The sequence below is a fragment of the Streptomyces sp. NBC_01314 genome (genome assembly GCF_041435215.1).
Lineage (GTDB): Bacteria > Actinomycetota > Actinomycetes > Streptomycetales > Streptomycetaceae > Streptomyces.
Window position 1 is genome coordinate 2329652 of the sequence record NZ_CP108394.1, and the last position, 26054, is coordinate 2355705.

At 70.9% G+C, this 26054-nt stretch carries 19 protein-coding genes and 1 pseudogene; 2 read left to right on the forward strand and 18 right to left on the reverse strand.

Features of this window, described 5'->3' with window-relative positions; all coding sequences use genetic code 11:
* Positions 1 to 40: 40 nt before the first annotated feature.
* Positions 41 to 1429 (forward strand): OFA family MFS transporter, encoded by a 1389-nt coding sequence (locus tag OG622_RS10330; protein ID WP_371575063.1) that lies wholly within the window; start codon positions 41 to 43, stop codon positions 1427 to 1429.
* Positions 1430 to 1514: 85 nt separating this feature from the next.
* Here OG622_RS10330 and OG622_RS10335 read toward each other — a convergent pair whose 3' ends face one another.
* The 18 genes and pseudogenes from OG622_RS10335 to OG622_RS10420 form a co-directional block, all read right to left on the reverse strand.
* Positions 1515 to 2558, reverse strand: coding sequence for a sugar phosphate isomerase/epimerase family protein (locus OG622_RS10335; RefSeq protein WP_371575065.1), 1044 nt, complete (start codon positions 2556 to 2558; stop codon positions 1515 to 1517).
* A 60-nt stretch (positions 2559 to 2618) separates the two neighbouring features.
* Positions 2619 to 4061, reverse strand: a complete 1443-nt coding sequence (locus tag OG622_RS10340) for an alkaline phosphatase family protein (protein ID WP_371575066.1) — start codon at positions 4059 to 4061, stop codon at positions 2619 to 2621.
* Complete coding sequence (gene eboE / locus OG622_RS10345) at positions 4058 to 5227, reverse strand: metabolite traffic protein EboE (protein WP_371575068.1); 1170 nt, start codon at positions 5225 to 5227, stop codon at positions 4058 to 4060. Before eboE ends, OG622_RS10340 begins: the two co-directional genes overlap by 4 nt.
* Positions 5228 to 5230: 3 nt before the next feature.
* Entirely contained in the window at positions 5231 to 6079 is an 849-nt protein-coding gene (locus tag OG622_RS10350; RefSeq protein ID WP_371575070.1) for a TatD family hydrolase, read from the reverse strand.
* Positions 6079 to 6771, reverse strand: a complete 693-nt coding sequence (locus tag OG622_RS10355; protein ID WP_371575072.1) for an EboA domain-containing protein — start codon at positions 6769 to 6771, stop codon at positions 6079 to 6081. The genes OG622_RS10350 and OG622_RS10355 overlap by 1 nt, the downstream gene beginning before the upstream one ends.
* A complete protein-coding gene (locus OG622_RS10360) occupies positions 6768 to 7670 on the reverse strand; it encodes a sugar phosphate isomerase/epimerase family protein (protein ID WP_371575074.1) in 903 nt (300 codons plus the stop codon). The genes OG622_RS10355 and OG622_RS10360 overlap by 4 nt, the downstream gene beginning before the upstream one ends.
* 194 nt (positions 7671 to 7864) lie before the next feature.
* Positions 7865 to 9160, reverse strand: a pseudogene (locus tag OG622_RS10365) (inositol-3-phosphate synthase); the annotation flags it as partial.
* A gap of 118 nt (positions 9161 to 9278) precedes the next feature.
* Positions 9279 to 10664 carry a ThuA domain-containing protein gene (locus OG622_RS10370; RefSeq protein WP_371575076.1) on the reverse strand — a complete coding sequence of 462 codons (1386 nt, stop codon included), beginning with the start codon at positions 10662 to 10664 and terminating at the stop codon, positions 9279 to 9281.
* Between the two features lie 9 nt (positions 10665 to 10673).
* The gene (locus OG622_RS10375) at positions 10674 to 13172 is read right to left on the reverse strand and encodes a PQQ-dependent sugar dehydrogenase (protein WP_371575077.1); all 2499 of its coding nucleotides are present in this window, start codon (positions 13170 to 13172) and stop codon (positions 10674 to 10676) included.
* A 134-nt stretch (positions 13173 to 13306) separates the two neighbouring features.
* Positions 13307 to 14311, reverse strand: coding sequence for a sugar phosphate isomerase/epimerase family protein (locus tag OG622_RS10380; RefSeq protein ID WP_371575079.1), 1005 nt, complete (start codon positions 14309 to 14311; stop codon positions 13307 to 13309).
* 12 nt (positions 14312 to 14323) lie between these two features.
* Positions 14324 to 15694: a Gfo/Idh/MocA family protein gene (locus OG622_RS10385; RefSeq protein WP_371575081.1), complete on the reverse strand. Its 1371-nt coding sequence runs from the start codon at positions 15692 to 15694 to the stop codon at positions 14324 to 14326.
* Between the two features lie 329 nt (positions 15695 to 16023).
* Entirely contained in the window at positions 16024 to 17061 is a 1038-nt protein-coding gene (locus OG622_RS10390; protein WP_371575082.1) for a substrate-binding domain-containing protein, read from the reverse strand.
* A gap of 36 nt (positions 17062 to 17097) precedes the next feature.
* Complete coding sequence (locus OG622_RS10395) at positions 17098 to 18114, reverse strand: ABC transporter permease (RefSeq protein ID WP_371575083.1); 1017 nt, start codon at positions 18112 to 18114, stop codon at positions 17098 to 17100.
* Positions 18111 to 19694: a sugar ABC transporter ATP-binding protein gene (locus OG622_RS10400; protein WP_371575084.1), complete on the reverse strand. Its 1584-nt coding sequence runs from the start codon at positions 19692 to 19694 to the stop codon at positions 18111 to 18113. Before OG622_RS10400 ends, OG622_RS10395 begins: the two co-directional genes overlap by 4 nt.
* Before the next feature lie 151 nt (positions 19695 to 19845).
* Positions 19846 to 21027, reverse strand: a complete 1182-nt coding sequence (locus OG622_RS10405) for an ROK family protein (RefSeq protein WP_371575085.1) — start codon at positions 21025 to 21027, stop codon at positions 19846 to 19848.
* Positions 21028 to 21434: 407 nt separating this feature from the next.
* Positions 21435 to 22109, reverse strand: coding sequence for a GntR family transcriptional regulator (locus tag OG622_RS10410; RefSeq protein ID WP_371575087.1), 675 nt, complete (start codon positions 22107 to 22109; stop codon positions 21435 to 21437).
* A gap of 192 nt (positions 22110 to 22301) precedes the next feature.
* Positions 22302 to 23240, reverse strand: coding sequence for a beta-ketoacyl-ACP synthase III (locus OG622_RS10415; protein ID WP_371575089.1), 939 nt, complete (start codon positions 23238 to 23240; stop codon positions 22302 to 22304).
* Positions 23241 to 23492: 252 nt separating this feature from the next.
* Positions 23493 to 24833 carry an OFA family MFS transporter gene (locus tag OG622_RS10420; RefSeq protein ID WP_371575092.1) on the reverse strand — a complete coding sequence of 447 codons (1341 nt, stop codon included), beginning with the start codon at positions 24831 to 24833 and terminating at the stop codon, positions 23493 to 23495.
* 245 nt (positions 24834 to 25078) lie between these two features.
* On the opposite strand from OG622_RS10420, the gene OG622_RS10425 reads away from it, so the two are divergent.
* The gene (locus tag OG622_RS10425; RefSeq protein ID WP_371575094.1) at positions 25079 to 26050 is read left to right on the forward strand and encodes a 2-dehydropantoate 2-reductase; all 972 of its coding nucleotides are present in this window, start codon (positions 25079 to 25081) and stop codon (positions 26048 to 26050) included.
* Positions 26051 to 26054 lie beyond the last annotated feature (4 nt).

Here is a 26054-nt window from a genome sequence, read left to right on the forward strand (position 1 = left end):
GCGCTGGCCAGACTTCTTCCACGCGAAGGGTTCGATCGACATGGCAACAACTGACATCTCCACATCCGTCCCCTACAGGGAGGTGACGGACGCCAACGGCCGGATGTACCGGGTCGGCGAGTCCGACCTGGACATCATGGGGCGCAAACGCAAGTGGATGGTCATCCTGCCGTGGGTGGGCATGATGGGCATCAGCTCGGCGGAGTACGCGTTCGCGTCCGCCGAGGAGACGCTGCACACGGCGCACAGCTGGAGCAACCAGCACATCTTCTGGATGCTGGGCGTATGGGTGTTCTTCCAGGCCGCGGTGGCCTTCCCCGCAGGGAAGCTCCGTGAGAGCGGCAAACTGCCCGCCCGCTGGGCGATGATGCTGGGCGCGGTCGGCACCCTGCTCGGCTATCTGTCCCTCGCGTTCGCACCGCACGTCATCGTCGCGTACGTCGGATTCGGCATGTTCAGCGGTATGGGCGCCGGCATGGTCTACGCGACCTGCGTGAACATGGTCGGCAAGTGGTATCCGGAGCGCAAGGGCGGCAAGACCGGCTTCGTCAACGGCGGTTTCGCCTACGGTTCGGTGCCGTTCGTGTTCATCTTCACCGGGTTCATGGACCTGACGAACTTCCGCTGGGTACTCGTCTGCGTCGGCGTGTTTCTCGCGTCGGTCGTCGCCGTGGCCGGTCACTTCTTCCAGGACCCGCCGAAGAACTGGTGGCCTGCCGAGGTCGACCCGCTGCGGAAGCCGGACGACCCGCGCGCGCGGCGCGCGCTGGAGAAGAACCCGCCGGCCGTGAAGCAGTACACGCCGAGTGAGGCCTGGCGGACGGGCCGCGTCGCGCTGATGTGGTTCTGCCTGCTGTGTACGTCGGGTGTGAACATCTTCGGCATCGCGTTCCAGGTGCCGTTCGGGAACGAGGCCGGTTTCGCGGGCGGGATCGTGGCCACGGCCATGTCCCTGAAGGCGATCGTCAACGGCACCGGACGCGGTGTCATCGGCTGGCTCTCCGACCGCTACGGCCGCAAGCAGTGCCTGATCTTCGTCTGCATCGTGCTGGGCCTGTCCCAGTACGGCATCCTCTGGTCCGGCAACATCGGCAACCTGCCGCTCTTCCTGGTGTTCTCCAGCATCTCCGGCTTCGGTGGCGGTGCCATCTTCCCGATGTTCGCGGCGATGACCGCGGACTACTTCGGCGAGAACAACAACGCCTCCAACTACGGTCTCGTCTACAGCTCCAAGCTGGTGTCCGGTCTGCTCGGCTCCGGCATGGGCGCCGTGGTCGTGGGCGCCTGGGACTACGCGGGCGCGTTCGTGCTCGCCGGCACCATCTCGCTGTTCGCCGGGTTCGTGGCGATCTTCCTGCATCCGCCGGGGCGGCCCCGCAACCGGCACATCGCGCCCAACCCCCGTCCGCTCGGTGACGAAGTGGCCTGACGCCTCCGCGTACGGCAGCAGGCGGCCGCCCCGTGGTCTCGCACCACGGAACGGCCGCCTGCTGCCGTCGGTTCGCCGGCCTCCGTCAGCACTTCTCCCGCAGCGAGTGCAGGTGTTCGCTGGAGCGGCGGGCGAAGGTGAGGGACTCGGCGGGGTTGTCGTGTTCGGCCTGCCAGTGGTGGGCGAGGCGGTGGCCCTTCAGGCGGGTGACGGCCGAGATGAACTTCTGGTAGTCGATGTCACCGTCGCCGACGTCGACCATGCGGTAGCCGAACGGGTTCGACGGGTCGCTCTCGCCGTCCTTGACGTGGAAGAGCGGGTAGCGGCTGGGGCGCCTCAGGACGTAGTCCAGGGGCTCGAACGGCGCGGATGTGCCGTCGGGCCGCTTGGAGAAGCGGAACTGGGCCACGTACGCCCAGAAGATGTCCATCTCCAGGAAGACGAGGTCGGGGTCGGTCTCGCGGAGCAGCACGTCGTAGAGGCGGACCTTGGGGTTGTCGGTGGCGAAGGAGAACTCCTCGGAGTGGTTGTGCTGGTAGAACTTCATGCCGCGCGCCCTGGCCGCGGCGCCGTAGGTGTTGAACTCGTGGGCGGCGCGCTTCATCGCGTCCACGGTCATGCCGTAGCGGAAGGGGCCGGCGGCGGTGCCGATGTGCTTCAGGCCGAGGGCCTGGGCGTCGTCGAGGACCTTGGTGAGGTTCTGGGCGAAGGTGTACGCGTTCGGGTCGCTCGCGTAGTAGCCGACGTGGCTGCCGATCGGGGTGAGGCCGTGGTCGCGGGCCAGTCGCTTCAGCTGGGCGAGCGTGATGGGGCCCGCCGAGCCCTGGGTGTAGCCGGCGAACTCGACCTCGTCGTAGCCGTACTTCTCCAACTCGGCGAAGACCGGGGCGAAGCCGAGGGTGGAGACCTTGTCGCGGAGGCTGTAGAGCTGGATGCCGAGGCGGCCGGGCGGGAGAACGGGACGGCCCCGGCCCTGGCCCGCGGCGGCGGCCTCGGTGCCTGCGGCGGCCTGGGCGGGGGCCGCCGCGCCCAGCAGGGCGGCGACGGTGGCGCCCGCGGCCACGCCGAGCATGCCTCGTCTGCTGAGGCGGTGGGCGAGTTCGGGATCCGTCTTGTCGGTGCGGCTCATTTCTGGAACTCCTCTGGGTGGGCGGGCGTTGTCAGTGGTGAGTGCTTCACTTGTGACCAGTCAGGACTTGTGGGTACTTGTCGCCGGTCGGGAGAGACCGGCCAGGCGCAGCAGGAGTGCTTTCACATCGGTGGCCGCCACGCGGTCGCCGACGGCTCGGGGGGTGGAGCAGATGATGAGCGGACCGTCGTCGTCGCTCGTGGGAAGGCGGCCGTGGCTGCCGCGAATAGGCGAGGGATCCAGCGGCACGACCGCCATGCGGTAGCGCAGGCCGAGTTTCTTGCGGGCCAGTGCCGTGGCCGCCTTGAGCTTCACATACGGGTCGAGCGGGTCCATGAACAGCTCGACCGGGTCGTAGCCGGGTTTGCGGTGGATCTCGACCAGTCGCGCGAAGTCGGGCGCGCGGTCGTCGTCGAGCCAGTAGTAGTACGTGAACCAGGCGTCCGGCTCCGCGACGGCGACGAACTCGCCGGAGCGCGGATGGTCGAGGTGATGGGCCTTCTTGCCCTCGTCGTCCAGCAGTCGGTCGATGCCGGGCAGGTCCGCGAGGGCTTTCCTGGTGGCTTCCAGGTCCTCGGGGCGGCGCACATAGACATGGGCGATCTGGTGGTCGGCGACCGCGAAGGCCCGTGAGGCCATCGGGTCGAGGTACTCCATGCCGTCCTGTGTGTGCACGTCGAGGAGACCGGCGCGGCGCAGGGCGCGGTTGATGTCGACGGGACGGTCGGCGCGGGTGATGCCGTACTCGGAGAGCGCGACGACGGTACGGCCTTCCGCGCGGGCGTCGTCGAGCAGGGGCGCCACGGCCCTGTCGAGGTCGGCGGCCGCCTTCAGGGAGCGTGGGTCGTCGGGGCCGTATCGCTGCAGGTCGTAGTCGAGGTGGGGGAGGTAGCAGAGGGCCAGGTCGGGGTGGCGGGTGCGGATGATGTGGCGGGTCGCGTCGATGATCCAGCGGCTGGAGACCAGGTCTGCGCCCGGTCCCCAGAAGTGGAACAGGGGGAACGTGCCGAGTTTCGCGGTGAGTTCGTCGTGCAGGGCCGGGGGCCGGGTGTAGCAGTCGGGTTCCTTGCGGCCGTCGGAGTAGTAGATCGGACGGGGGGTGACGGTGATGTCGGTGTCGGCGCCCATGGCGTACCACCAGCAGATGTTGGCGACCGTGTAGCCGGGGTGGACGCGGCGGGCGGCGTCCCACAGTTTGTCCCCAGCGACGAGACCGTTGTGCTGGCGCCACAGCAGGACGTCTCCGAGTTCACGGAAGTACCAGCCGTTGCCGACGATGCCGTGCTCGGCGGGGAGCGCGCCGGTCAGGAAGGTGGACTGGGCGGCGCAGGTGACGGCGGGCAGAACGGTGCCGAGCGGGGCCCGGGAGCCGGACCGGCCGAGGCTCTTGAGGTGGGGCATGTGGTCGAGGAGACGGGGGGTGAGGCCGACGACGTCCAGGACGAGGAGGGGGGTGGGCCCGGCTTCGGGTTGCGGCGTCACGGCAACTCCCTTGGGGTTCATGGCAGCTCCTTGAGGCCGAGGTCCGTCAACAGGTCGCGGGCGAGGGCGAGTTCGGCGGCGATGCCGTCGGCGAGCTGAGCGCGTGTGCTGGGGCGCAGCTCGGGCGGGAGGGCCTGCCAGGTGTAGGTCTCGACCTCCAGATGGCGGGTGAGGGGGTGAGGGCCGCCGACCAGGTGGGTGAGGGCGGCCTTGAGTACCGGGAGCGTGGAGGTGAGGGGTGCGGTGGGGGCCGCGTGGAGCGGGACGTGGAAGTGGGCGCGCCAGGGCGAGGCGTCGGGCAGGGTGTCGCCCTTGAGTGCCTCGCCGAGGTCGTCGGTGCCGCGCAGGCCGGCGGCGGTGGAGGTGCGGGTCTGGTGCAGGAAGCGGGGCTCGTCGAAGGCGGCCAGGGCTTCGCGGACCTCGGGGAGGTGCGGGTGTTCGGCGTGCAGGGCGGCCGAGAGCTGGGATTTGACGAGGGGGACGTGGGCTCGGGTGAGCGCGTCCAGGGCGGTGTGCGGGTCTTCGAAGGAGGTGGCGAGGTGGCAGGTGTCGACACAGATGCCGATGCGGTCGTGGCCGATGTCGGTCAGGGGGCCGATGGCGTCGGCGGTGGTCTCGACGGTGCAGCCGGGTTCGGGTTCCAGGCCCACGCGAATGGAGCGGCCGGTCAGCTCGGCCAGGGCGTCGAGGCGTTCGGCGAGGGTGCGCAGGGCCGCGCGTGCCTTGTCGGCGCGGGTGTCGTCGTAGGCGGTGCGCCAGGCCAGGGGCAGGGTGGAGATGGTGCCCTCGGGGACATCGTCGGGGAGCAGCCGGGCGAGGACGCGGGCGAGGGAGGTGGTGTGGTCGAGGCGTTCGGGGTCGGCCCAGTCCGGTCGGTAGACGCGGTACTTGACCTCTTCGGCGCCGAAGCCCTGGTAAGGGAAGCCGTTCAGGGTGACGACCTCGAGGCCGCGCCGGTCGAGTTCGGTGCGCAGGCCGCGCAGGGCGGACGGGTCGGTCACCAGGGCCGCGGCGGCGTCCTTGGCCAGCCACAGGCCGATGCCGAGGCGGTCGCGGCCGAGGCGGCGGCGTACGGGCTCGCAGTGGTCCCGCAGTTGGGCGAGGACCCCGTCGAGTGTCTCGGCCGGGTGCACGTTGGTGCAGTAGGCGAGGTGGACGGTGGAGCCGTCGGGGTGGCGGAAACGCATGGGTCACTCACCGCCGCGCAGGATGCTGTTGCCCTCGTGCGTGGCGTCCGTCGCGGTGACGTCGAGGACGAGGCGACCGCTGAGGCCGTAGAAGGCGAGGGGGTTGCGCCACAGCACCAGGTCGACGTCGTCCTCGTCGAACCCGGCGGCGAGCAGGGCGTCGCCGACCCTGCGGGTCTTGAGAGGGTCGCTTCTGCCCCAGTCGGCGGCGGAGTTGACCAGCACCTTCTCCGGGCCGAACTCCTTGAGGACGGCGACCATGCGCTCCTCGTCCATCTTGGTGTCCGGGTAGACGGAGAAGCCGAGCCAGGCGCCGCTGTCCCTGGCCGCCTTGACGGTGGTCTCGTTGAGGTGGTCGAGCAGCACCCGCTCGACGGGCAGGGCGGAAGCCCGTACGGCGTCGAGGGTGCGGCGCAGGCCCGTGAGCTTGTCGCGGTGCGGGGTGTGCACGAGGGCGGGCAGGCCGTGGTCGGCGGCCAGGTGCAGCTGGTGTTCGAGCGCGTGGTCCTCGGCCGGCGTCATGGAGTCGTAGCCGATCTCTCCGACGGCCACGACCCGGTCCTTGAGCAGGTAGCGGGGCAGGTGGTCCAGGACGGGCGTGCACCGCGGGTCGTTCGCCTCCTTGGGGTTGAGGGCGAGGGCGCAGTGGTGGGAGATGCCGTACTGGGCGGCGCGGAAGGGCTCCCAGCCCAGCAGGGAGTCGAAGTAGTCGACGAAGGAGGCGGGGGAAGTACGGGGCTGGCCCAGCCAGAAGGCAGGCTCGACGACCGCGCGGACGCCCGCCTCGTGCATCGCCTCGTAGTCGTCGGTGGTGCGTGACGTCATGTGGATGTGGGGGTCGAAGATGCGCATCAGGACTCCTTGCCGTCGATGCCGATCTCGTCGGCCGGTGGGGACGCGGTCAGGGCCAGGACGCGGTACAGGTCCTCGGGTACGGGACGGCCCGCGGCGGTGCGTTCCTCGGCGAAGTCGCGGAGCATGCGGGCGAGTTCGGAGTCGTCGTGGGCGCGGCGGGCCAGGTCGGTGATCTTGTCGACGCGCACTCCGGTGAACAGGCACTTGAGCACGGCGTGCCGCCACTGGTGCGGGGCCAGATGGCGGGCGGCGTACGGGCCGAGGGCAGCGGCGACCAGGCGGGTGTCGTTGGTGCGCAGGGCGTCTTCGACGAGGTGCAGCGCGTCGGCGCCGGGCACGAGGTGGGGCAGCGCGTACAGGACCGCCCGGCGTTCGTCGGCGGTGCCCTGGCGGTACACCCGGGTGAGCGCGTCGGGATCGGCGCGGGCCGCGTTCAGGATCAGGACGCGGACGGCGTCGGCGTGCTCGGCACCGCAGCGTCGGCCCGCCTCGGCGAGGCGCAGCTCCCAGACGGAGATGGGCCCGTGGGTGCCCGGATGGCCGGTGGCCTCGTCCAGCGCCCGCCCCAGCCAGGCGCGGGCGGCGCCCGTGAGGTGGGTGTTCAGGTGACCGCGCAGGTCGGCGAGGGCAGCGAGGGCCGGGTGGACGGGGCGGGCCGTCGGGTCGGCCGGGGTGCGGTTGTGGATCACGAGGTGCTCCCGGGAGGGGCCGTGCGGCCGGTCGTGCGGTGCGGGAGGGATCGATGCAGGAAGGAGAGGGACCGTTCGGCGAAGTGGGGGCCGGCGTGGGAGTGGCGGGGCAGTTCGACGACGGTCAGGGCGCGGTAGTCGACGGCGGCCAGGGCTTCGAGGACGGGTGGGAAATCGATCTCACCGTCGCCGAGGGGAAGGTGCTCGTGGACGCCGCGGCGCATGTCCTCGATCTGGACGTGGCGGAGCCAGGGGCCGGCGGCGCGGACGCAGTCGGCGGGAGGGAGGGGCTCAAGACACTGGCAGTGGCCGATGTCGAGGGTGAGGCCGAGGGCGGCGGGGCTGTCGAGCGCCTCGCGGAGGCGGTGGAAGTCGGCGAGGGTGGCGAGGAAGTGACCGGGTTCGGGTTCGATCGCGAGGGGGATGCCGGCGGCGGTGGCGGCGTCGAGGGCGGGGGCCAGGGCGTCGGGGAGGCGCTTCCAGGCGGTGTCCTCGTCCGTGCCGGGCGGGGTGACTCCGCTGAAGCAGTGCACGGCGTGGGCACCGAGGTCGGCGGCGACCCGCACCGCCCGGATCAGCAGGTCGGCCCGGCGGGCACGGTCGTCCGGGTCGGGGTCCAGCAGCGTGGGGCCGTGTTTGCGGCGTGGGTCGAGGACATAGCGGGCGCCGGTCTCCACGGTGACGGTCAGGCCGAGGTCGTCCAGCCGTCGGGCGAGGCGCCGGGTGCGGGCGGCGAGGTCCGGGGCGAGCGGGTCGAGGTGCATGTGGTCGAGCGTCAGACCGACGCCGTCGTAACCGAGGTCGGCGAGGAGGGCGAGGGCGTCGTCGAGGCGGAGATCGGTGAGGCCGTTGGTGCCGTAGCCGAAGGAGAGCGTCGGAGGGTGCGGCTGTGAATTCATGCCGGGCTCGCCCCCCAAGGCCCCGTCTCTGCCGGTCTCACTTCTGCCGGTCCGGTTGCAGATGGCCTCGTTTCTGCCGGCCACATTGCAGACGGCCTCGTTTCTGCCCGCCCCGTTTCCGAAGGCTCCGTTTCCGAGGACCCCGCTCGCGAAGGTCCCGTCTCTGGCTCGCCCGCGCCCACGGCACGGCGCCGCAACCGCTCCGCGAACCCCGCCAACGCCGCGTACTGCTCCCCCAGTGCCGCCGGACCCTCCCCCACCGGGTCCTTGAAGTAGAAGCCCAGCTCGGTCAGGGGTCCCGTGAGGCCCGCTTCATGGGCTCGGGCCAGGAGGCGGGCGAGGTCCAGGACCAGTGGGGCGGCGAGGGCGGAGTCGCAGCCCTGCCATGTGGTCTGGAGGACCATCCGGGTGCCGAGAAAGCCGTCGAAGGCGATGTGGTCCCAGGCGGTCTTCCAGTCGCCGAGGGAGGGGACCTCGTCGATATGGGTCCGGCCCTCGGGGGTGGCGCCCAGGCTGTCGGTCAGGACACGTTCCTTGCCGGCGTTCTTGGCAGCGGCGGCGGCCGGGTCGGCGAGGGCGGCGCCGTCGCCACCACCGAGGAGGTTCGTGCCTGACCAGGCCCGGACGGCCAGGGCCCGCTGGGCGAACATCGGGCCGAGGACGGACCGGAGCAGGGTCTGGCCGGTCTTGCCGTCGCGGCCCGCGTACGGGAGGCCGGACGAGACGGTGAGCGGGGTGAGTGCCGGGTGGTGCAGGCCGGTCGAGGGGGTGAAGTTGACGTAGGGGCAGCCTGCGCGGAGGGCGGCCGCCGCGTAGAGGGAGCTGGGTGGCAGCCCGGCTCCCGTCAGCGCCGCTCCCCTCGACCCGTCTCCGGGCAACGCGGCCCCCGCCGGCACGGCTCTGCCCGGCTCGATTCCCGCCGGTGCGGCCCTTCCCGACCCGGCTCCCGCCGGCACAGCCCTACCCGGCTTGGCTCCCGGCAACACAGCCTCGCCCGGCCCGGCTCCCGCCGGTGCGGGTTCGGTGGAGGCGACGTTCACCACCACGGCGCGGGTCAGGTTCTCGCGTCGTACGAAGTCTTGGATGTCGGCGGCGAAGGAGGCGATCAGTTCGTCGGGGGTTCTGGTGTCTCCCGGGAGGGGGCCGCCGGGCCTGATCTCCCGGTCCGCGGCGGTCAGTTCGGCGGCGACGGCAGCGGGGAGGCCGTGCGGGAGGACGTCGGCGGCGGCCAGGGCCTCGGCGCGTTTGGGCAGGGGGCAGTCGTCCGTGTCGTGGCCGCCGAAGACGAGGGAGGAGAGCGGGGGCAGCCCGGAGTCGGCGAAGAGAGGGGTCTCGGTGACCATGCCCGTCGGGGTGTGCAGGCCGGCCGTGACGGCCGCGCAGCCCGCGACGACAGTGGTGGCGACGGAGCCGCGCGCCCCGATCAGCCATACGCCCACCCGGGGCTCGTTTCCCTCGGACCCCGTGGATCGGGACTCGGACACGGACATGGGTGACCTCCTCGTCGTACGTACGCGAACCCGGTGTCTCGGCCGAAGCAGCGGCGGAGACGGGGCGCGGGAAGGGGAGACGGCGGGCGGGGGTCCGGCGTCCCCCGCCCGCCGCCGTTCAGTCGCCCGGAGTCAGGGCCGCCGCGGCCGATGCGGCGGCGGCCCGTACGGGCAGTTCTTTGATCCGGATGTCACGGAAGGACACCTGGTCGTCGGTCCCGTGGTTCTGGATGCCGAAGTGCCCGTCGCGCAGGCTCCGTACCGGATCGGTGTTGGTGTAATCGTTGATCTTCACGCCGTTGAGCCGGACGCGGAGGCGCTCGCCCTCCACGCGGATCTCGTACGTGTTCCACTCCCCCGGCGGGTTCAGGGCGCGGTCGCGCTTCCTGAGGTCGGCGGACCGGAAGCCGTAGACGGACCCGGTGGTCCTCTCGGGTACGTCCGTGGCGTCGATCTGGACCTCGTAGCCGTTGTTCACGGCCGACCAGGGGTCGTCCGACGGCGGGAAGCCCACGAACACCCCGGAGTTGTCGTCGCCGGCCGACCGCCAGTCGAGTTTCAGGGAGTACGACCCGAAGCTCCGACCCGCGTACCAGAGCATCCCCATGCCGCCGGCGGACGTGATCGTCCCGTCGTCGGCGAGCGTGAACGAACCGGGCCCCGCCTGCCGCCAGCCGTCGAGAGAGGTGCCGTCGAACAGCGATCGGTAGCCGTTCTCCGGCCGGCAGTCGGCCTGGGCCGCGCCGATCGCCCACCGGATGCCGCCCCACAGGTGCTGCCGGAAGGCGGGTTCGGCGAAGGACTCCTTGGTGTGGCCACCGCCGGTGTAGAAGGCGCGGCCGCCCCGGTAGTCCTGGCACCAGGCGATCGGATGGTCGCCGTTCATGGTGCCGCCGCTGTACGACGACTCGTCGAGCGAGGCGAGGACATGGGCCCGGTCACGGGGGTTGGAGCGGTAGTTGTACCACTCGTCCGTGCGGTTCCAGGTCGCGCCCAGCCCGGCGGTGGCCGGGTGGGCGTGGTCCTCGACGTCGACCGTCGCGGGCTGGATCGCGGGGTGTCCCTGGAAGTACGCGCCCGCGAGTCCGCCGTAGAAGGCCCAGTCGTACTCGGTGTCGGCGGCCGCGTGGACACCCACATAGGCGCCCCCGCGTTTGATGTACCGCTCGAACGCGCCCTGTTGGGCCGGGTTCAGGACGTCACCCGTCGTCGAGAGGAACACCACGGCGTCGTAGCGCCCGAGGTTGCGGGCGGTGAAGGCGTCGGCGTCCTCCGTGGCGTCGACCGCGAAGCCGTGGGCCGCGCCCAGTTCCCGTACGGCCGTGATGCCCTCGGGAATCGAGTCGTGCCGGAAACCGGCGGTCTTGGAGAACACCAGCACCCGGCGTTCGTCCCCGTGGCCCCCGGAGCGGCCCGCCTCATCGGACACGGCCGGTCCCGACACGCATCCGATCAGCAGGGCGGCGCCGCCCAGCGCGGCCCACAAGCGTCCGTTCGTCGGCATGGCGCCCCCTCACCGCTTCGTGAAGGTGAAGTCGTCCACGTCGAACAGGCCGCCGGAGCCGCTGCCCTTGAACACCAGGTAGAGCGTGGTGCTGCCGCGCGGGGCCTTGGACAGGTCGGCGGTGACGTCCTGGAAGGTGTCCCAGCCGCCGGTCACCGGCACGGTCGCGCTGCCGAGGACGCGGCCGGTCGGAGAGCCCGCGCGGACCTCCAGCCTGCCGCCGGCGCCCCCGGAGGAGACGCGCGCGGTGATCTTCGTGGCGTTGGACAGGACGTACGGCTCGAAGGAGATCCAGTCGCCGTTGGAGATGTCGCCGACCGTCTTGCCGCCGTGTGCCGTGTCCTTGGACTGCACCGCGATGCCGGACGAGTCGCCGTAGTGCTCGGCCTGGCGGTGGGTGGGCTGGACGACGTTCTGGTCGTGGGTGGTCAACGGGGCCTGGCCGCCGCCTCCGCCGTCGGTGTACTCGGCGTCGAACACCCCGAAGATGTTGGCGTTCTCGTCGTGGCCGCCGTCGGCGCTGGTCTGGATGGTGCCGGTGCAGCCGTTGGCGGAGGTCACCGGATGGCCGTGGCTGTCGTGGCCGAGGACGAAGGTGACCTTGACCTTGGAGCAGTCGATCGGGCGGCCGTCCTCCGGGTCGCTCACCCTCACCTTGAACGGTACGGCGTCACCGAAGGCGAACAGCTGCCCGTCCGCCGGGAGTTGCAGCTCCACCGCGGGCGCGGTGTTGCCGACCACGATCTGCACGCTCGCGCTGCCGGTGCGGCCCGAGGTGTCCTTGGCGGTCACCGTCGCCGTGTAGGTGCCGTTCTTCTTGTAGGTGTGCCTCGGGTTCGCGGCCGTGGAGGTGCCACCGTCGCCGAAGTCCCAGCTGTACGTGAGGGCGTCGCCGTCCTGATCACTGGTGCCCTCGGAGGAGAAGCGGACCTTCAGCTTCGGCCGGCCCGAGGTGCGGTCGGCCGCGGCGGCGGCGACCGGGGAGTGGCCGTCGGTGGCGTTCTCGATGCGGTAGAGGGCGGAGTGCTCGTCGCCGCCGAACCAGGAGATGCCGTAGTCGAGGACGTACAGCGCACCGTCCGGACCGAAGGCCATGTCCATGATCTGGGTGCCGGTCCACGGCACGCTGTTGATGGACTGCACGGTGCCGTCGGCGTCGCTCGTGATCCGCTTGATCCAGCGGCGGCCGAACTCACCGGCGAAGAAGTCGCCGTCGTAGGCCTCGGGGAACTTCACCGGGGAGTCGAGCGAGGCGTCGTAGTCGTAGACCGGGCCGCCCATCGGGGACTCGGAGCCGTCGCCGAACTCCGGGACGGAGGCCCCGTTGTAGGGAATCCAGGCGGGTTCGGCGGGCGGCAGATCGGTGAGGCCGGTGTTGTTCGGCGAGGTGTTCTTCGGGGCCGCGCAGTCGAAGGCCGCGCCCGAGGTGCCGGTGGCGAAGTCGTAGTCGACGTAGGCGTCGTTCTTGCCGGTGCAGTACGGCCAGCCGAAGTTGCCCGGCTTGGTCACGCGGGCGAACTCGACCTGTCCGGCGGGGCCGCGCGAGGCGTTGGCGGCGCCCGCGTCGGGGCCGTACTCGCCGACGTAGAGGATGCCGGTCTTCTTGTCGACGCTGAAGCGGAACGGGTTGCGGAAGCCCATGGCGTAGATCTCGGGGCGGGTCCTGTCCGTGCCGGGCGCGAAGAGGTTGCCGTCGGGGACGGCGTACGAGCCGTCGGCGTTGACCTTGATGCGCAGGATCTTGCCGCGCAGGTCGTTGGTGTTGCCGGAGGTGCGCTGGGCGTCGAAGGCCGGGTTGCGGTTGGCGCGCTCGTCGATGGGGGTGAAGCCGTCCGACTGGAACGGGTTGCTGTCGTCGCCCGTCGACAGGTACAGGTTGCCCGCCGCGTCGAAGTCGATGTCACCGCCGACGTGGCAGCAGATGCCCCGGGAGGCGGGGACGTCGAGGACCTTCGTCTCGCTGGCCTTGTCGAGGGTGCCGTCGGTCTTCAGGACGAAGCGGGAGAGCCGGTTGACGCCGTCGAAGGGCGCGAAGTCGGCCGCCGTTCCGGTCTCCGGGGCGTCTCCGGCCGGGGTGTTCAGCGGGGGCGCGTAGTACAGGTAGATGAACCGGTTGTCGGCGAAGGCCGGGTCGACGCCGATGCCCTGCAGGCCCTCCTCGTCGTGGGCGTACACGTCGAGTTTGCCGGCGAGACTGGTGTTGCCGGCCGCGTCGGTCAGCCGCAGTTCGCCGTCGCGCGAGGTGTGCAGGACCGAGCGGTCCGGGAGGACGGCGAGCGACATGGGCTCGCCGACCTCCGGTTCACCCTTCGCGAGGGTGACCTGCTGGAAGTCCTCGGCAGCGGCGGCAGCGGTCTTCGGGGCGGCGTCGGCCGCGCCCGCGGCGGGCGCGGTGAGCGAGAGCGAGGCGCCCGCGAGCAGCAGACCGCTCAGCAGTGCGATCGGCCCGCGCACTCTTCGGCGGCTGAAGGGGCTGGTGGGGTGTCTGTTGTCGTCGTACGGGTGCACGAAATGCCTCCAGAGAGGGGCTGGTCGTACGGAGGTGTACGGGTGTGTGCGGTACGCCGGGGTGCGCCGTCACCCCGGAGACATGACCGGGCCGTGGGGGCCCGGTCGACAGGTGGCCCGGGGTCGCGCCGGGCCTAGTCGTTGCCGCCGAACGCCGCGTCGAATGCGGCGGACGGCGGTTCGAAGTCGAACGCCTTGAGATGGGTCAGGGCCTCGGGGGCGCCCTGGAGCCGGTCCATGCCGGCGTCCTCCCACTCGACGGAGACCGGGCCCCGGTAGTCGATCGAGCGGAGCATCCGGAAGACGTCCTCCCAGGGGACGTCGCCGTGGCCGGCCGACACGAAGTCCCAGCCGCGCCGGGGGTCGCCCCAGGGCAGGTGCGAGCCGAGGCGGCCGTTGCGGCCGTCGAGGCGCTTGCGGGCCTCCTTGCAGTCGACGTGGTAGATCCGGTCGCGGAAGTCCCACAGGAAGCCGACCGGGTCGAGGTCCTGCCACACGAAGTGCGAGGGGTCGAAGTTCAGGCCGAACGCCGGACGCCGGTCGACCGCTTCCAGAGCGCGCTGGGTCGTCCAGTAGTCGTACGCGATCTCGCTCGGGTGGACCTCGTGCGCGAACCGCACGCCCTGCGCGTCGAAGACGTCGAGGATGGGGTTCCAGCGCATCGCGAAGTCGTCGTAGCCGCGTTCGATCATCGACTCGGGGGCGGGCGGGAACATGGCGACCAGGTGCCAGATGGCGGAGCCGGTGAAGCCGATGACGGTGTCGACGCCGAAGGCGGACGCGGCCCGTGCCGTGTCGGCCATCTCGGCGGCGGCCCGCTGCCGTACGCCCTCGGGCTCGCCGTCGCCCCAGATGCGGGCGGGCAGGATGGCGCGGTGGCGCTCGTCGATGATGGCGTCGCAGACGGCCTGGCCCACGAGGTGGTTGGAGACGGCCCAGCACTTCAGGCCGTACTTCTCCAGGAGTTGGTGACGGGATGCGAGATACGACGGGTCGGCGAGCGCCTTGTCGACCTCGAAATGGTCGCCCCAGCAGGCGAGTTCGAGACCGTCGTAGCCGAAGTCGCGGGCGAGGCGGCAGACCTCTTCGAGGGGCAGGTCGGCCCACTGGCCGGTGAAAAGCGTGAAGTCGCGCGGCATGTCCGGGCCTCCTCAGACCGCTGTGGGGGTGTGGGTCGGGGTGTAGACGGAGTTCTTCTCGGCGCTCTCCTCGACCGCCGCGAGCACCCGCTGCACCTGGAGTCCGTCCGCGAAGGACGGCTCGGGCTGTCGGCCCGCCGCGATGGCGTGGACCAGGTCGCGGGCCTGGTGGACGAAGGTGTGCTCGTAGCCGAGGCCGTGGCCCGGCGGCCACCAGGCGTCCAGGTAGGGGTGGTCGGGCTCGGTGACGAGGATGCGGCGGAAGCCGGCGTGGGTGCCGGGTTCGGTGTGGTCGTGGAAGGCGAGTTCGTTGAGCCGTTCCAGGTCGAAGGCCAACGAGCCGCGCTCGCCGTTGAGTTCGATGCGCAGGGCGTTCTTGCGGCCGGTGGCGAAGCGGGTCGCCTCGAAGGAGGCGACGGCGCCGGAGGCGAGGCGGCCGGTGAACAGGGCCGTGTCGTCGACGGTGACCGCGCCTCGCCCGGCCGTGCCGCCGGAGGACGCCAGACCGGCGGACACGCCTGCGGGCAGGGGCCGTTCGCGTACGAAGGTCTCCATCAGCGCGGACACACCGATCACCGGCTCGCCTGCCACGTACTGCGCGAGGTCGACGATGTGGGCGCCCAGGTCGCCGAGCGCGCCTGAGCCGGCCGACTCCTTGCGCAGCCGCCAGGTGAGGGGGAACTCCGGGTCCACGAGCCAGTCCTGAAGGTACGTCACCCGCAGGTGTCGCAGTGCGCCCAGTCGGCCCTCGGCGACCATGCGGCGGGCGAGCGCGGTGGCGGGCACGCGACGGTAGTTGAAGCCGACCATCGCCAACCTGCCGCGTGCGTACGCCTCTTCGGCGGCCGTCGTCATGGCCTCCGCCTCCGCGACCGTGTTGGCGAGGGGCTTCTCGCAGAGCACGTGCTTGCCGGCGGCCAGGGCGGCGAGGGCGATCTCGGCGTGGCTGTCGCCGGGGGTGCAGATGTCGACCAGGTCGATGTCGTCCCGGGCGATCAGGTCCCGCCAGTCGGTCTCCGTCGTCGCCCACCCGTGCCGGTCCGCCATGGCCCGCACCGCGTCGCCGTCCCGCCCGCACACGGCGGCGAGCACGGGGTCGAGCGGCAGCTCGAAGGCCCGCCCCGCCGTACGCCACCCCTGGGAGTGAGCGGCCCCCATGAAGGCGTAGCCGACCATGCCGACGCGCAGCGGTGGCTTGCCGGGCCGACCGGCGAGCCCGGCGGACCGGGTCCCGGCACGGGGGCCGGCCCCAGGCACGGCCGGTCCCGACGCGACCCCGGCCATGCCGGCCCCGGCTCCAGCCCCGGCTCCGACCCCCGCGTCTGGCTCCGGCGCTCCTGACTTCTCCGCCTCGGCCTGGTCGGGCTGCTGCGGCTGTCCCATGCGTGTGTCCTCCTCGTGGTCGCGGCGCGGTGGGGGGGTGGGACCTGACTCCGACTCCGTCGGCTTCGCATTCCGGTTGTCGGGCCTCGGTGCCGGGTCCTCGGTTGTCGGGCTCTGGGTGTTGGGCCTGCGTGCCGGGTCCTCGGTTTCCGGCCCTCGGTGCCGGGCCCTCGGTTGTCGGCCTTTGATGCCGGGCCTCGGTTATCGGTGCCCGTCCGGGTTCCCGGTCCCCTCGGTCCCCGACCCCCGACCCCCGACCCCCGACCCCCGGTCCTCGGTCCTCAACGCCCCAGCGCTCGTTCGCGGTCAGGCCCGTCCGCTGGGGCTCGTCACTTGAAGCCGGTGGGCATGTACTGGTCGACGTTGTCCTTGTCGACGACGGCCGAGTAGAGCGTCAGCGAGCTCGGGATCTCGAACTCGGCGAGGCCGCCCACCCCCTTGCCCTGACCGAGCGCACGGGCGAGGTCGATCGCGGAGGCGGCCATGGTCGGCGGGTAGAGGACGGTGGCCTTCAGTACCCCGTCGTCCTTCTTGATGGCCTGGAACGCGGACAGCGCGCCCGCGCCGCCGACCATCAGGAAGTCGTCGCGCCCGGCCTGCTCGATGGCGCGCAGGGCACCTACACCCTGGTCGTCGTCGTGGTTCCACAGCGCGTCGAAGTTCGACTGCGCCTGGAGGAGTTGGGCCATCTTGGCCTGGCCCGACTCGACCGTGAACTCGGCGGCCTGCCGGGCCACCTTCTTGATGTTCGGGTAGTTCTTCAGCGCGTCGTCGAAGCCCTTGGTGCGCTGCTTGGTCAGCTCCAGGTTGTCCAGCCCGGCCAGCTCGATGACCCGGGCGTCGCCCTTGTCCTTGAGCTGCTCGCCGATGTAGTGCCCGGCGTTGAGCCCCATGCCGTAGTTGTCGCCGCCGATCCAGCAGCGGTACGCCTGCGGGGAGTTGAAGATCCGGTCGAGGTTGACGACGGGGATGCCGGCCCGCATCGCCTTGAGGCCGACCTGGGTGAGCGCCTTGCCGTCGGCGGGCAGCACGACCAGGACGTCGACCTTCTTGTTGATGAGGGTCTCGATCTGGCCGATCTGCTGGGCGGTGTCGTTGGAGCCCTCGGTGATCTCCAGCGTGACGTCCTCGTACCGCTCCGCGCGGCTCTTGGCGTTCTGGTTGATCGCGTTGAGCCAGCCGTGGTCGGCCTGCGGTCCGGCGAAGCCGATGGTGACCGCCTTGCCGGGCTTGTCGTCGGCGACCGTCTGCTCGTCGGCGGCCGGGTCGTCCTTGGATTCGTTGCTGGTGCAACCGGCGAGGAGGGCGCCGGCCGAGACGGCGGCGGTCCCGAAGAGCAGTCCTCTGCGGCTGGTGAACTGTGACATGGTGGTGAACCTTTCCCGTGTCGGCTCTTCGGTGGTTCAGGTCGTGCTGGCCGTACGTCGCTGGACCAGGACCGCGGCGACGATGATCGCGCCCTTGGCGATCTGCTGGACATCGGTCTGCAGGTTGTTGAGGGCGAAGAGGTTGGTGATCGTGGTGAAGATCAGGACGCCGATGACGGAGCCGGTGATGGTGCCCCGGCCGCCGCTGAGCAGGGTGCCGCCGATGATCACGGCGGCGATGGCGTCGAGTTCGTAGAGGTTGCCGTTGGTGTTCTGGCCCGAGCCGGACAGCACGATCAGCAGGAACGCGGCGATGCCGCAGCACAGCCCGGAGAGCAGATACAGGTAGAGCCGCTGGCGGCGGACGTCGATGCCGGCGAGCCGGGCCGCCTCCGCGTTGCCGCCGACGGCGACCGTGCGTCGGCCGAACGTCGTGCGGTTCAGCAGCAGCCAGCCGATGATCGTCACGATCGCGAAGACCATGACAAGCGGCGGGATACCGAGGACGTACGCCTCACGCTCGCCCAGGTCCAGGATGGCGTCCACGCCGACGATCTGGGTGCTGCCGTCGGTGATCTGGAGGGCGAGGCCGCGCGCCGAGGCGAGCATCGCGAGGGTGGCGATGAAGGGGACCACCCCGCCGTACGCGATGAGGAGCCCGTTCACGAGGCCGCAGCCGACGCCGACGATCACCGCCGTGAAGAGGATGCCGGCGAAGCCGTACTCCTGGGTGGCCACGGTCGTCGCCCAGACGGAGGCCAGGGCGACGATGGCGCCCACGGACAGGTCGATTCCGCCGGAGGTGATGACGAAGGTCATGCCGACGGTGACGACACCGATCACCGAGCCCTGGGTGAGGACGAGTTGGAGGTTGCGGGTGTCGAGGAACTCGTCGGGTCTGGTGACGCCGCCGATGACGATCAGCACGGCGAGTACGCCGAGGAGCGACAGGGTGCGGAGGTCGGCGCGGAACACGAGTGCACGCCAGGCGGGCGGCTCGCCGACAGGTGTCACTTTGTCTGCGCTCCGGGGCGGGGACACGGGCTGGGTCATGACGCCGGGCTCCCTTCACCGGTCAGGGGACTCCCCGCACCGGCCACCGGGCTTGCAACACTGTCCACCGGGCTTCCTTCCATCACGAGGTCGAGGACGCGGTGTTCGTCGAGTTCACGGGCGGGCGCGGAGTGCACGACCCGGCCCTCGCGCAGGACGAGCACCCGGTCGGCGAGGCCGAGCACTTCGGGTACCTCGCTGGAGACGAGCAGCACGGCGAGCCCTTCGTCGGCGAGCCGGCGGACCACGGCGTACAGCTCGGCGCGGGCGCCCACGTCGACGCCCCGCGTCGGCTCGTCGAGCAGGAGGACCCGGCAGCCGCGCAGCAGCCAGCGGGCGAGCACCGCCTTCTGCTGGTTGCCTCCGGAGAGGGTGCGGACCGGTACGTCCGGGTTGTCGGGGCGCAGGGACAGCTCGCGGGTCGCGGCCCGCGCGGCGCGGTGTTCGGCGCCCCGGTCGATCCAGCCGACGCGTGCGAAGCGGGACATCGACGACACGGAAACGTTTCTGGTGACGGACTCCAGCATCAGCAGCGCCTGCGCCTTGCGCTCCTCCGGGGCGAGCCCGAGTCCGGCCCGTACGGCGGCCCGTACGCTGCCGAGCCTCAACCGCCGCCCGTCGACGCTGACCTGACCGGCCGTCGGCCTGCGGGCGCCGTAGATCGTCTCCAGGATCTCCGACCGTCCCGAGCCGACGAGTCCGGCGAGGCCCACGATCTCGCCGGGCCGCACCTCCAGGTCGAACGCCTCGAATTCGCCTGCGCGCGCCAGCCCCCGCACCTCCAGCACGGGTGTACTCCCGGTCGGCGGCACGGGTGGCCGGTCGGGGAAGACGTACTCGACGTTCCGCCCGGTCATCAGCGCCACGACCTCGCGTGTCGGCGTGGACTTCGCGGGCAGCCCGCCGGCCACGGCCCGGCCGTCCTTCAGCACGGTCACCCGGTCACCGATCCGCCGGATCTCCTCCAGCCGGTGCGAGATGTAGACGACGGCCACCCCCGCCGCGGTCAGGTCCCCCACGATCCTGAACAGGTTGTCGACCTCGTCCGGATCCAGCGCGGCCGACGGCTCGTCCATCACGATCAGCCGTACGTCGTGGGAGAGCGCCCGCGCCATGGACACGATCTGCTGCTGGGCGGCCGACAACTCGCCGACGAGCCGCGTCGGATCGACCTCCGGATGACCAAGCCGCTTCAGCAGTGCGGCAGTTGACGTACGTGCCGCCTTTCCGCGAACGACGAATCCCGCGGCGACGGGTTCATGGCCCAGGTGGACGTTCTCGGCCACCGACAGCCCCTCGACCAGGTCGAGTTCCTGGTAGATGGTGGCGATACCGAGGCGCATGGCGGCGATCGGGGACTTCAGGGTGACGGGTTCGCCCCGCCAGGTGATCGTGCCGTCGTCGGGCTGGTGCGCGCCGGCCAGGATCTTGATCAGGGTGGACTTCCCGGCACCGTTCTGGCCGAGCAGACAGTGGACCTCTCCGGCCTGGACGTCGAGGTCGACGCCGTCCAGGGCCCGGACTCCGGGGAACGACTTGGTGATGCCGGACATGGTGAGCAGCGGTAATTCTGGTGCCATGAGTTCCCCTTGGCGGGCGTGCGGGCCGGTTTCAGGGCGAAGCCGCTTGCTGGGCGGGCGGGTTCGGGCAGGGCGAAGCAGGGCGCGCCGAAGCAGGACGCCGTGCCGGTGGTCGCTGTCGGTGGGGAAGGCCGTGCGCGTTCGCGCGGCTCTACGCGGGTGAGAACAGGTGGTCGCTGATGAGGCGGGCCGCGCCGATGACTCCGGCGGTGGGCCCCAACTCCCCCAGCACGATGGGCAGATTGCCGGTCGCGAGGGGCAGTGACTGGCGGTAGACCTGGGTGCGGATGGCGGCGAGCAGGGTGTGGCCGAGGCCGGTCACCCCGCCGCCGATCACCACCAGGCCGGGGTTGAAGAAGCTGACGAGTCCGGCGATGACCTGGCCGGTGCGGTTGCCGCCCTCGCGTATCAGGTCGAGTGCGGTGGCGTCGCCGGCGGCTGCCGCGGCGGCCACGTCGACGGCGGTCAGGGTGCCGTTGGTCTCCAGCCGGGAGGCGAGTTCCACCGAAAGTCCCTGCTGGGCGGCGTCCTTGGCGTCGCGGGCGAGCGCGGCGCCGCTGAAGTGGGCTTCCAGGCAGCCCCGGTTGCCGCAGGCGCAGGGGCGGCCGTCCGGTACGGCGAGGATGTGGCCGATGTCGCCGGCGCTGCCCGTCACACCGCGGTGGACCTCGCCGCCGACGATGATGCCGCAGCCGATGCCGGTGCCGATCTTGACGCAGAGGAAGTCGCCCACGGAGCGGGCGACGCCCGCGTGCTGCTCCCCCATGGCCATCAGGTTCACGTCGTTGTCGACCATGACGGGGCAGCCGAGTTCCTGGCTGAGCGCCTCGCGCACCGGGAACCCGTCCCAGCCCGGCATGATCGGCGGGGCGACGGGGACGCCCTCGGGGAAGCGGACCGGGCCGGGGACGCCGATGCCGGCGCCGTCGAACCCTTCCGCGAGCCCGGAGGCCTTCAGCTTGGCGGCCATGGCCAACACCTGCTCGAAGACGGCGACGGGGCCGTCCCGTACGTCCATGGGCTGGTTGATGTGGCCGAGGATCTCCAACTCCGCGTTGGTGACGGCCACATCGATCGAGGTGGCGCCGATGTCGACGCCGAGGAAGCGGAGTTGCGGTGCGAGCCGGATGTTGTGCGACCGGCGGCCACCCCGCGAGGCGGCGAGCCCGTCGGCCACGACCAGTCCCGTCTCCAGGAGCCGGTCCACCTCCACGGCCAGCTTCGACCGCGAGAGATCGACCCGATCCCCGAGCTGCGCCCGGGAGTTGGGCCCTCCGTCCCGCAACAGCCGCAACAGCCTGGCCTGATGCGCGTTCGCGGGTCGAGCCGTCATACGTCTCACAAGCCCCTCCCCGCCTCATCGGCACTGCCGTGCATGGCTTTCGAGGGGAACGTAGCAGCGGATGCCCGAGCCGGGAAGAAGTCGCGCAGCAATTGCCGCAGACTTTCTCCACTCAGAGGACAAAGCGGGGGTGAGGGTACAGCCGGGAGCACATACCCGGCACAGGGGCTGAACTCGCGGGCGACTTCACCGGGCCCGCACTCGCGGGGTGCCGCCGCGCCCGCTCGCGCCGCGCCGCCCCAGGGCTCTGTCGCCGATTTCCCGCCTGCCTCACGACACCGGGAAATCGGCGACAGGCCCCAGCGGCACGACTGCCCGCAGCTACGCACCGCCGCGCACGGACGCTCACCCGGCCCTACGTCTCGCCCCTCCTACGCCCCGCCTACTTCTCGCCTCTCCTACTTCTCGCGCTCGTGATACGTCTTCCGCGTGTGTTCCGTATGCGCCCGCATGATCTCCGTCGCGCGCTGCTCGTCACGGGCGGAGATCGCCGTAATGAGGTCCCGGTGTTCGATCCAGGACTGGTGGCCGCGCTGGCGGGCGACGGGCGTGTAGTACCAGCGGACGCGGCGGTCGACCTGGGCGGCGAGTTCGGCGAGGACCGTGTTGCCGGCCAGCTCCATGACCTTGGCGTGGAAGCGCGCGTTCATGGCGACGGCTGCATCGACGTCGTCGGCGGCGACGGCCCGCTCGCCCTCCGTGCAGAGCTGCTCCAGGGTGGTGATGCCGGCCGTGCCGGCGTTCGCCGCGGCGAGGCGGGCGGCCTCGGCCTCCAGCAGGGTGCGGACGGTGAGGAGCTGGTCCGCCTCCGCCTCCGTCGGCTCGTGGACGAAGGCGCCCTGGGCGGGCCGGAGGTCGACCCAGCCTTCGGTGTTGAGGCGTTGCAGGGCCTCGCGGACGGGCTGCCGGGACACCCCGAGGTGGCCGGCGAGTTCACTCTCGACGAGGTGCTGCCCGGGGCGCAGCGCGCGCGTGGTGATGAGTTCGAGCAGGGCCTCGTAGACACGGTCGCGCAGTGGACCGGGGCGTTCGAGCTTGGGCACCGCCCCTTGCGGAAGTCCGGTCGACAACATCGGGTCCCCTCCAGAGCACCACTGGGTGTACTGCACACGGAAAGTCAACGGCCCGTACTGGAAAGAACTGGAAAGTCCGAGTCAACAGCCAGTATGGATTGTCTTTCGTCTACAGTCTACGACCAGCGTTGGCCAGGGAACCGACGAGTATGCCTCGTCACATCGCCGTGCACATCACCGCGAATGCCCTGCTCACGGGCAGCGGACCACCTGTCCCGCGTACGACAGGTTGCCCCCGAAGCCGAACAGCAGCACGGGGTCGCCGCTGGAGATCTCTCCGCGTTCGACGAGCTTGGAGAAGGCGAGGGGGATGCTCGCGGCCGAGGTGTTGCCGGACTCGACGACGTCCCGCGCGACCACGGCGTTGACCGCGCCGATCTTCGCGGCGAGGGGCTCGATGATGCGCAGGTTGGCCTGGTGGAGGACGACCGCGGCGAGGTCGGCGGGGGTGAGTCCCGCCTTCTCGCAGGCCGCGCGGGCGATGGGCGGCAGTTTGGTGGTGGCCCAGCGGTAGACGCTCTGGCCTTCCTGCGCGAAGCGCGGAGGGGTGCCCTCGATGCGTACGGCGTTGCCCATCTCGGGCACCGATCCCCACAGCACCGGTCCGATGCCGGGTTCCTCGGCGGCCTCGACGACGGCGGCGCCCGCTCCGTCCCCGACGAGGACACAGGTCGTGCGGTCGGTCCAGTCCGTGACCTCGGACATCTTGTCGGCGCCGATGACGAGCGCCCGGGTGGCGGCGCCGGCGCGCACGGCGTGGTCGGCGGTGGCCAGGGCGTGGGTGAACCCGGCGCAGACGACGTTGATGTCCATGGCGGCCGGGTTCGGGATGGAGAGCCGGTTCGCGACCCGGGCCGCCATGTTCGGGGAGCGGTCGATCGCGGTGGAGGTGGCGACCACGACCAGGTCGATGGCCTCCGGGCCGAGGCCGGCCGAGGCGAGCGCCTTGGCGGCGGCGTGGCCGGCCAGCTCGTCGACCGGTTCGTCGGGTCCTGCGATGTGCCGGGTGCGAATGCCCACACGGCTCGTGATCCACTCGTCACTCGTGTCGACCAGGCCCGCCAGGTCCTCGTTGGTGAGTACCTTGGCGGGCTGGTAGTGGCCGACGGCGGCGATTCGCGAGCCGTTCATGGGTGGTTCCCCTCGTTGCCTGTGGTCAGCGGGATCCACCAGTCTGATCAGTGACTCACGGGTACGAGGGCGGGTGAGGCGACAGTAAAGCGGGGCCCGAGTTGTGGGCTTCTGTCAGACCCCGGGCAGGCCCCAGGGCGTCCGCACTCTCACCCGGTGAACAATTGCGTCGCCTTGCGTACGAGTTCGTACAGTCCGTAACCGAGCGGCACCCCCACCCACACCCAGGCCAAGATGATCAAGGGTCGTCGGTCAGGCGGATTCGGACTGGTGTCGCTGGACGACATCGGCTGCCTCCCTCGGGGCGGGGATGTGGAAGCGGGGGTGGACGGGCCGGACCAGTTCGTTGGCGACGAAGCCGATCACGAGCAGCCCGATCATGATGAAGAAGGACGTGCCGTAGAGGTCGGGTCCGGACTTGCCCGCCTCCTCCTGCCGGTCCGCGATCCAGTTGACGATCAGTGGTCCGAGGACGCCGGCCGTGGACCAGGCGGTCAGCAGCCGGCCGTGGATGGCGCCGACCTGGTAGGTGCCGAAGAGGTCCTTGAGATAGGCGGGGATGGTGGCGAAACCACCGCCGTAGAAGGACAGGATGACCAGGGCGCAGACGATGAACAGCGGCTTGGAGGAGTCGCCGAACAAGGCGATCAGCAGGTACATCAGCGCGCCCACGCCCAGGTAGACGCGGTAGATGTTCTTGCGTCCGATCAGGTCGGACGTCGACGACCAGACGATTCGGCCGCTCATGTTGGCCGCGGAGAGCAGCGCGACGAACCCGGCGGCCGCGGTGACGGAGACCGGGGTGGAGGAGTCGGCGAAGAAGTCCGTGATCATCGGGGCGGCCTTCTCCAGGATGCCGATGCCCGCGGAGACGTTCATGCAGAGGATGACCCACAGGCACCAGAACTGCGGGGTGCGGATGGCGTCGCGGGCCGAGACCTGCGGGCCCTGAAGGACGCTCGGTCCCGTGTCGGTGCTCGCGCGGTCCTCGCCGCGCGGCACCCGGACCAGCACCACGCCGAGCAGCATGAACACGGCGTACGACAGTCCGTGCACCAGGAAGGCGAGGGCGATGCCGGAGGAGTCGGAGCCGAAGGACTCCAGCATCTGCGCGGACCACGGCGAGGCGATGAGTGCGCCGCCGCCGAAGCCCATGATCGCGATGCCGGTGGCCATGCCGGGCCGGTCCGGGAACCACTTGATCAGGGTCGAGACGGGCGATATGTAGCCGATGCCGAGGCCGATGCCGCCGACGAATCCGTAGCCGAAGACGATCAGCCAGTACTGCTCGGTGGCCGCGCCGAGCGAGGCGATCAGGAAGCCGGAGGAGAAGCAGATCAGCGCCACGGTCATGGCCCAGCGCGGCCCGTTGCGCTCGACGAGGGTGCCGCCGAACGCGGCGGACAGGCCCAGCATGACGATGCCGAGCTGGAAGGGCAGTGCGCTCTGTGTGCCGCTGAGGCCGAGCGCGGATTCGAGCGGCGGCTTGAAGACGCTCCAGGCGTAGGCCTGTCCGATGGAGAGATGGACGGAGAGCGCGGCCGGGGGGACGAGCCAGCGGCTCCAGCCCGGAGGCGCGACGGGGGGACTCATGATCCCGGACGGTAGGGAGTGACAGGGGAGTTGGAAAAGCGGCGCGTCGACCGTATGCGGTGAGCGGTATCCACCGCGCGCCGAACGGTCGTTCCCCGGCCACCTCATGTCCGAGTAATGCCTTGCCCGGCCGTTGCGCGAACTCTTGTCGCCCCAACTTCCATACTGTAGACAATATTTCGTCGACAGAATTCGGCAGTGCGCCATCTCCGCGGTATCCCTCGACCGAACGGAGCTCCCTCACCATGAAAGTCGCAGTTCTCGGCGCCGGTGCGATCGGCGCCTATGTCGGCGCCGCGCTCCACCGCGCCGGCGCGGACACGCATCTCGTCGCCCGTGGACCGCATCTCGCGGCCATGAGGCGGGACGGGGTGCGGGTGCTCAGCTCGCGCGGGGACTTCACCGCCCGCGCCCACGCCACCGACGACCCGGCCGACGTCGGCCCGGTCGACTTCGTCTTCCTGGGCCTCAAGGCCAACTCGTACGCGGCGTGCGGGCCGCTGATCGAGCCCTTGCTGCACAGCACCACGGCGGTGATCGCCGCCCAGAACGGCATCCCCTGGTGGTACTTCCACCGGCACGGCGGCCCGCACGACGGCCACCGTGTGGAGAGCGTGGACCCGGCCGGCGCGGTCAGTGCGGTGCTCGCGCCCGAACGGGCCGTCGGCTGTGTCGTCTACGCGGCGACGGAGCTCGAACGGCCCGGTGTCGTACGGCACCTGGAAGGCACGCGGTTCTCCATCGGCGAGCCGGACCGTACGGTCTCGGCGCGCTGCCGAGCGTTCAGCGAGGCCATGGTGGCCGGTGGCCTGAAGTGTCCGGTGGAGCCCGATCTGCGGGCCGACATCTGGATCAAGCTGCTCGGCAACATCTCGTTCAACCCGATCAGTGCCCTGGCCCGCGCGACCATGCGGCAGATGTGTCTGCACGGCGGCACCCGCAAGGTCATCGAGACGATGATGGCCGAGACGCTGGCCGTCGCCGAGGCCCTGGGCTGCGAGGTCGGGGTCTCCATCGAACGGCGGATGGCCGGCGCCGAACGCGTCGGCGACCACCGCACCTCCACGCTCCAGGACCTGGAGCGCGGCAAACCGCTGGAACTCGACGTCCTCCTGGCCGCCGTCGTCGAACTGGCGGACATCACGGGTGTCGAGGTGCCCACACTCCGCACCGTCCACGCCATCTCGGACCTGCTCGCGCTGCGGAGCGCGGCATGAGGAG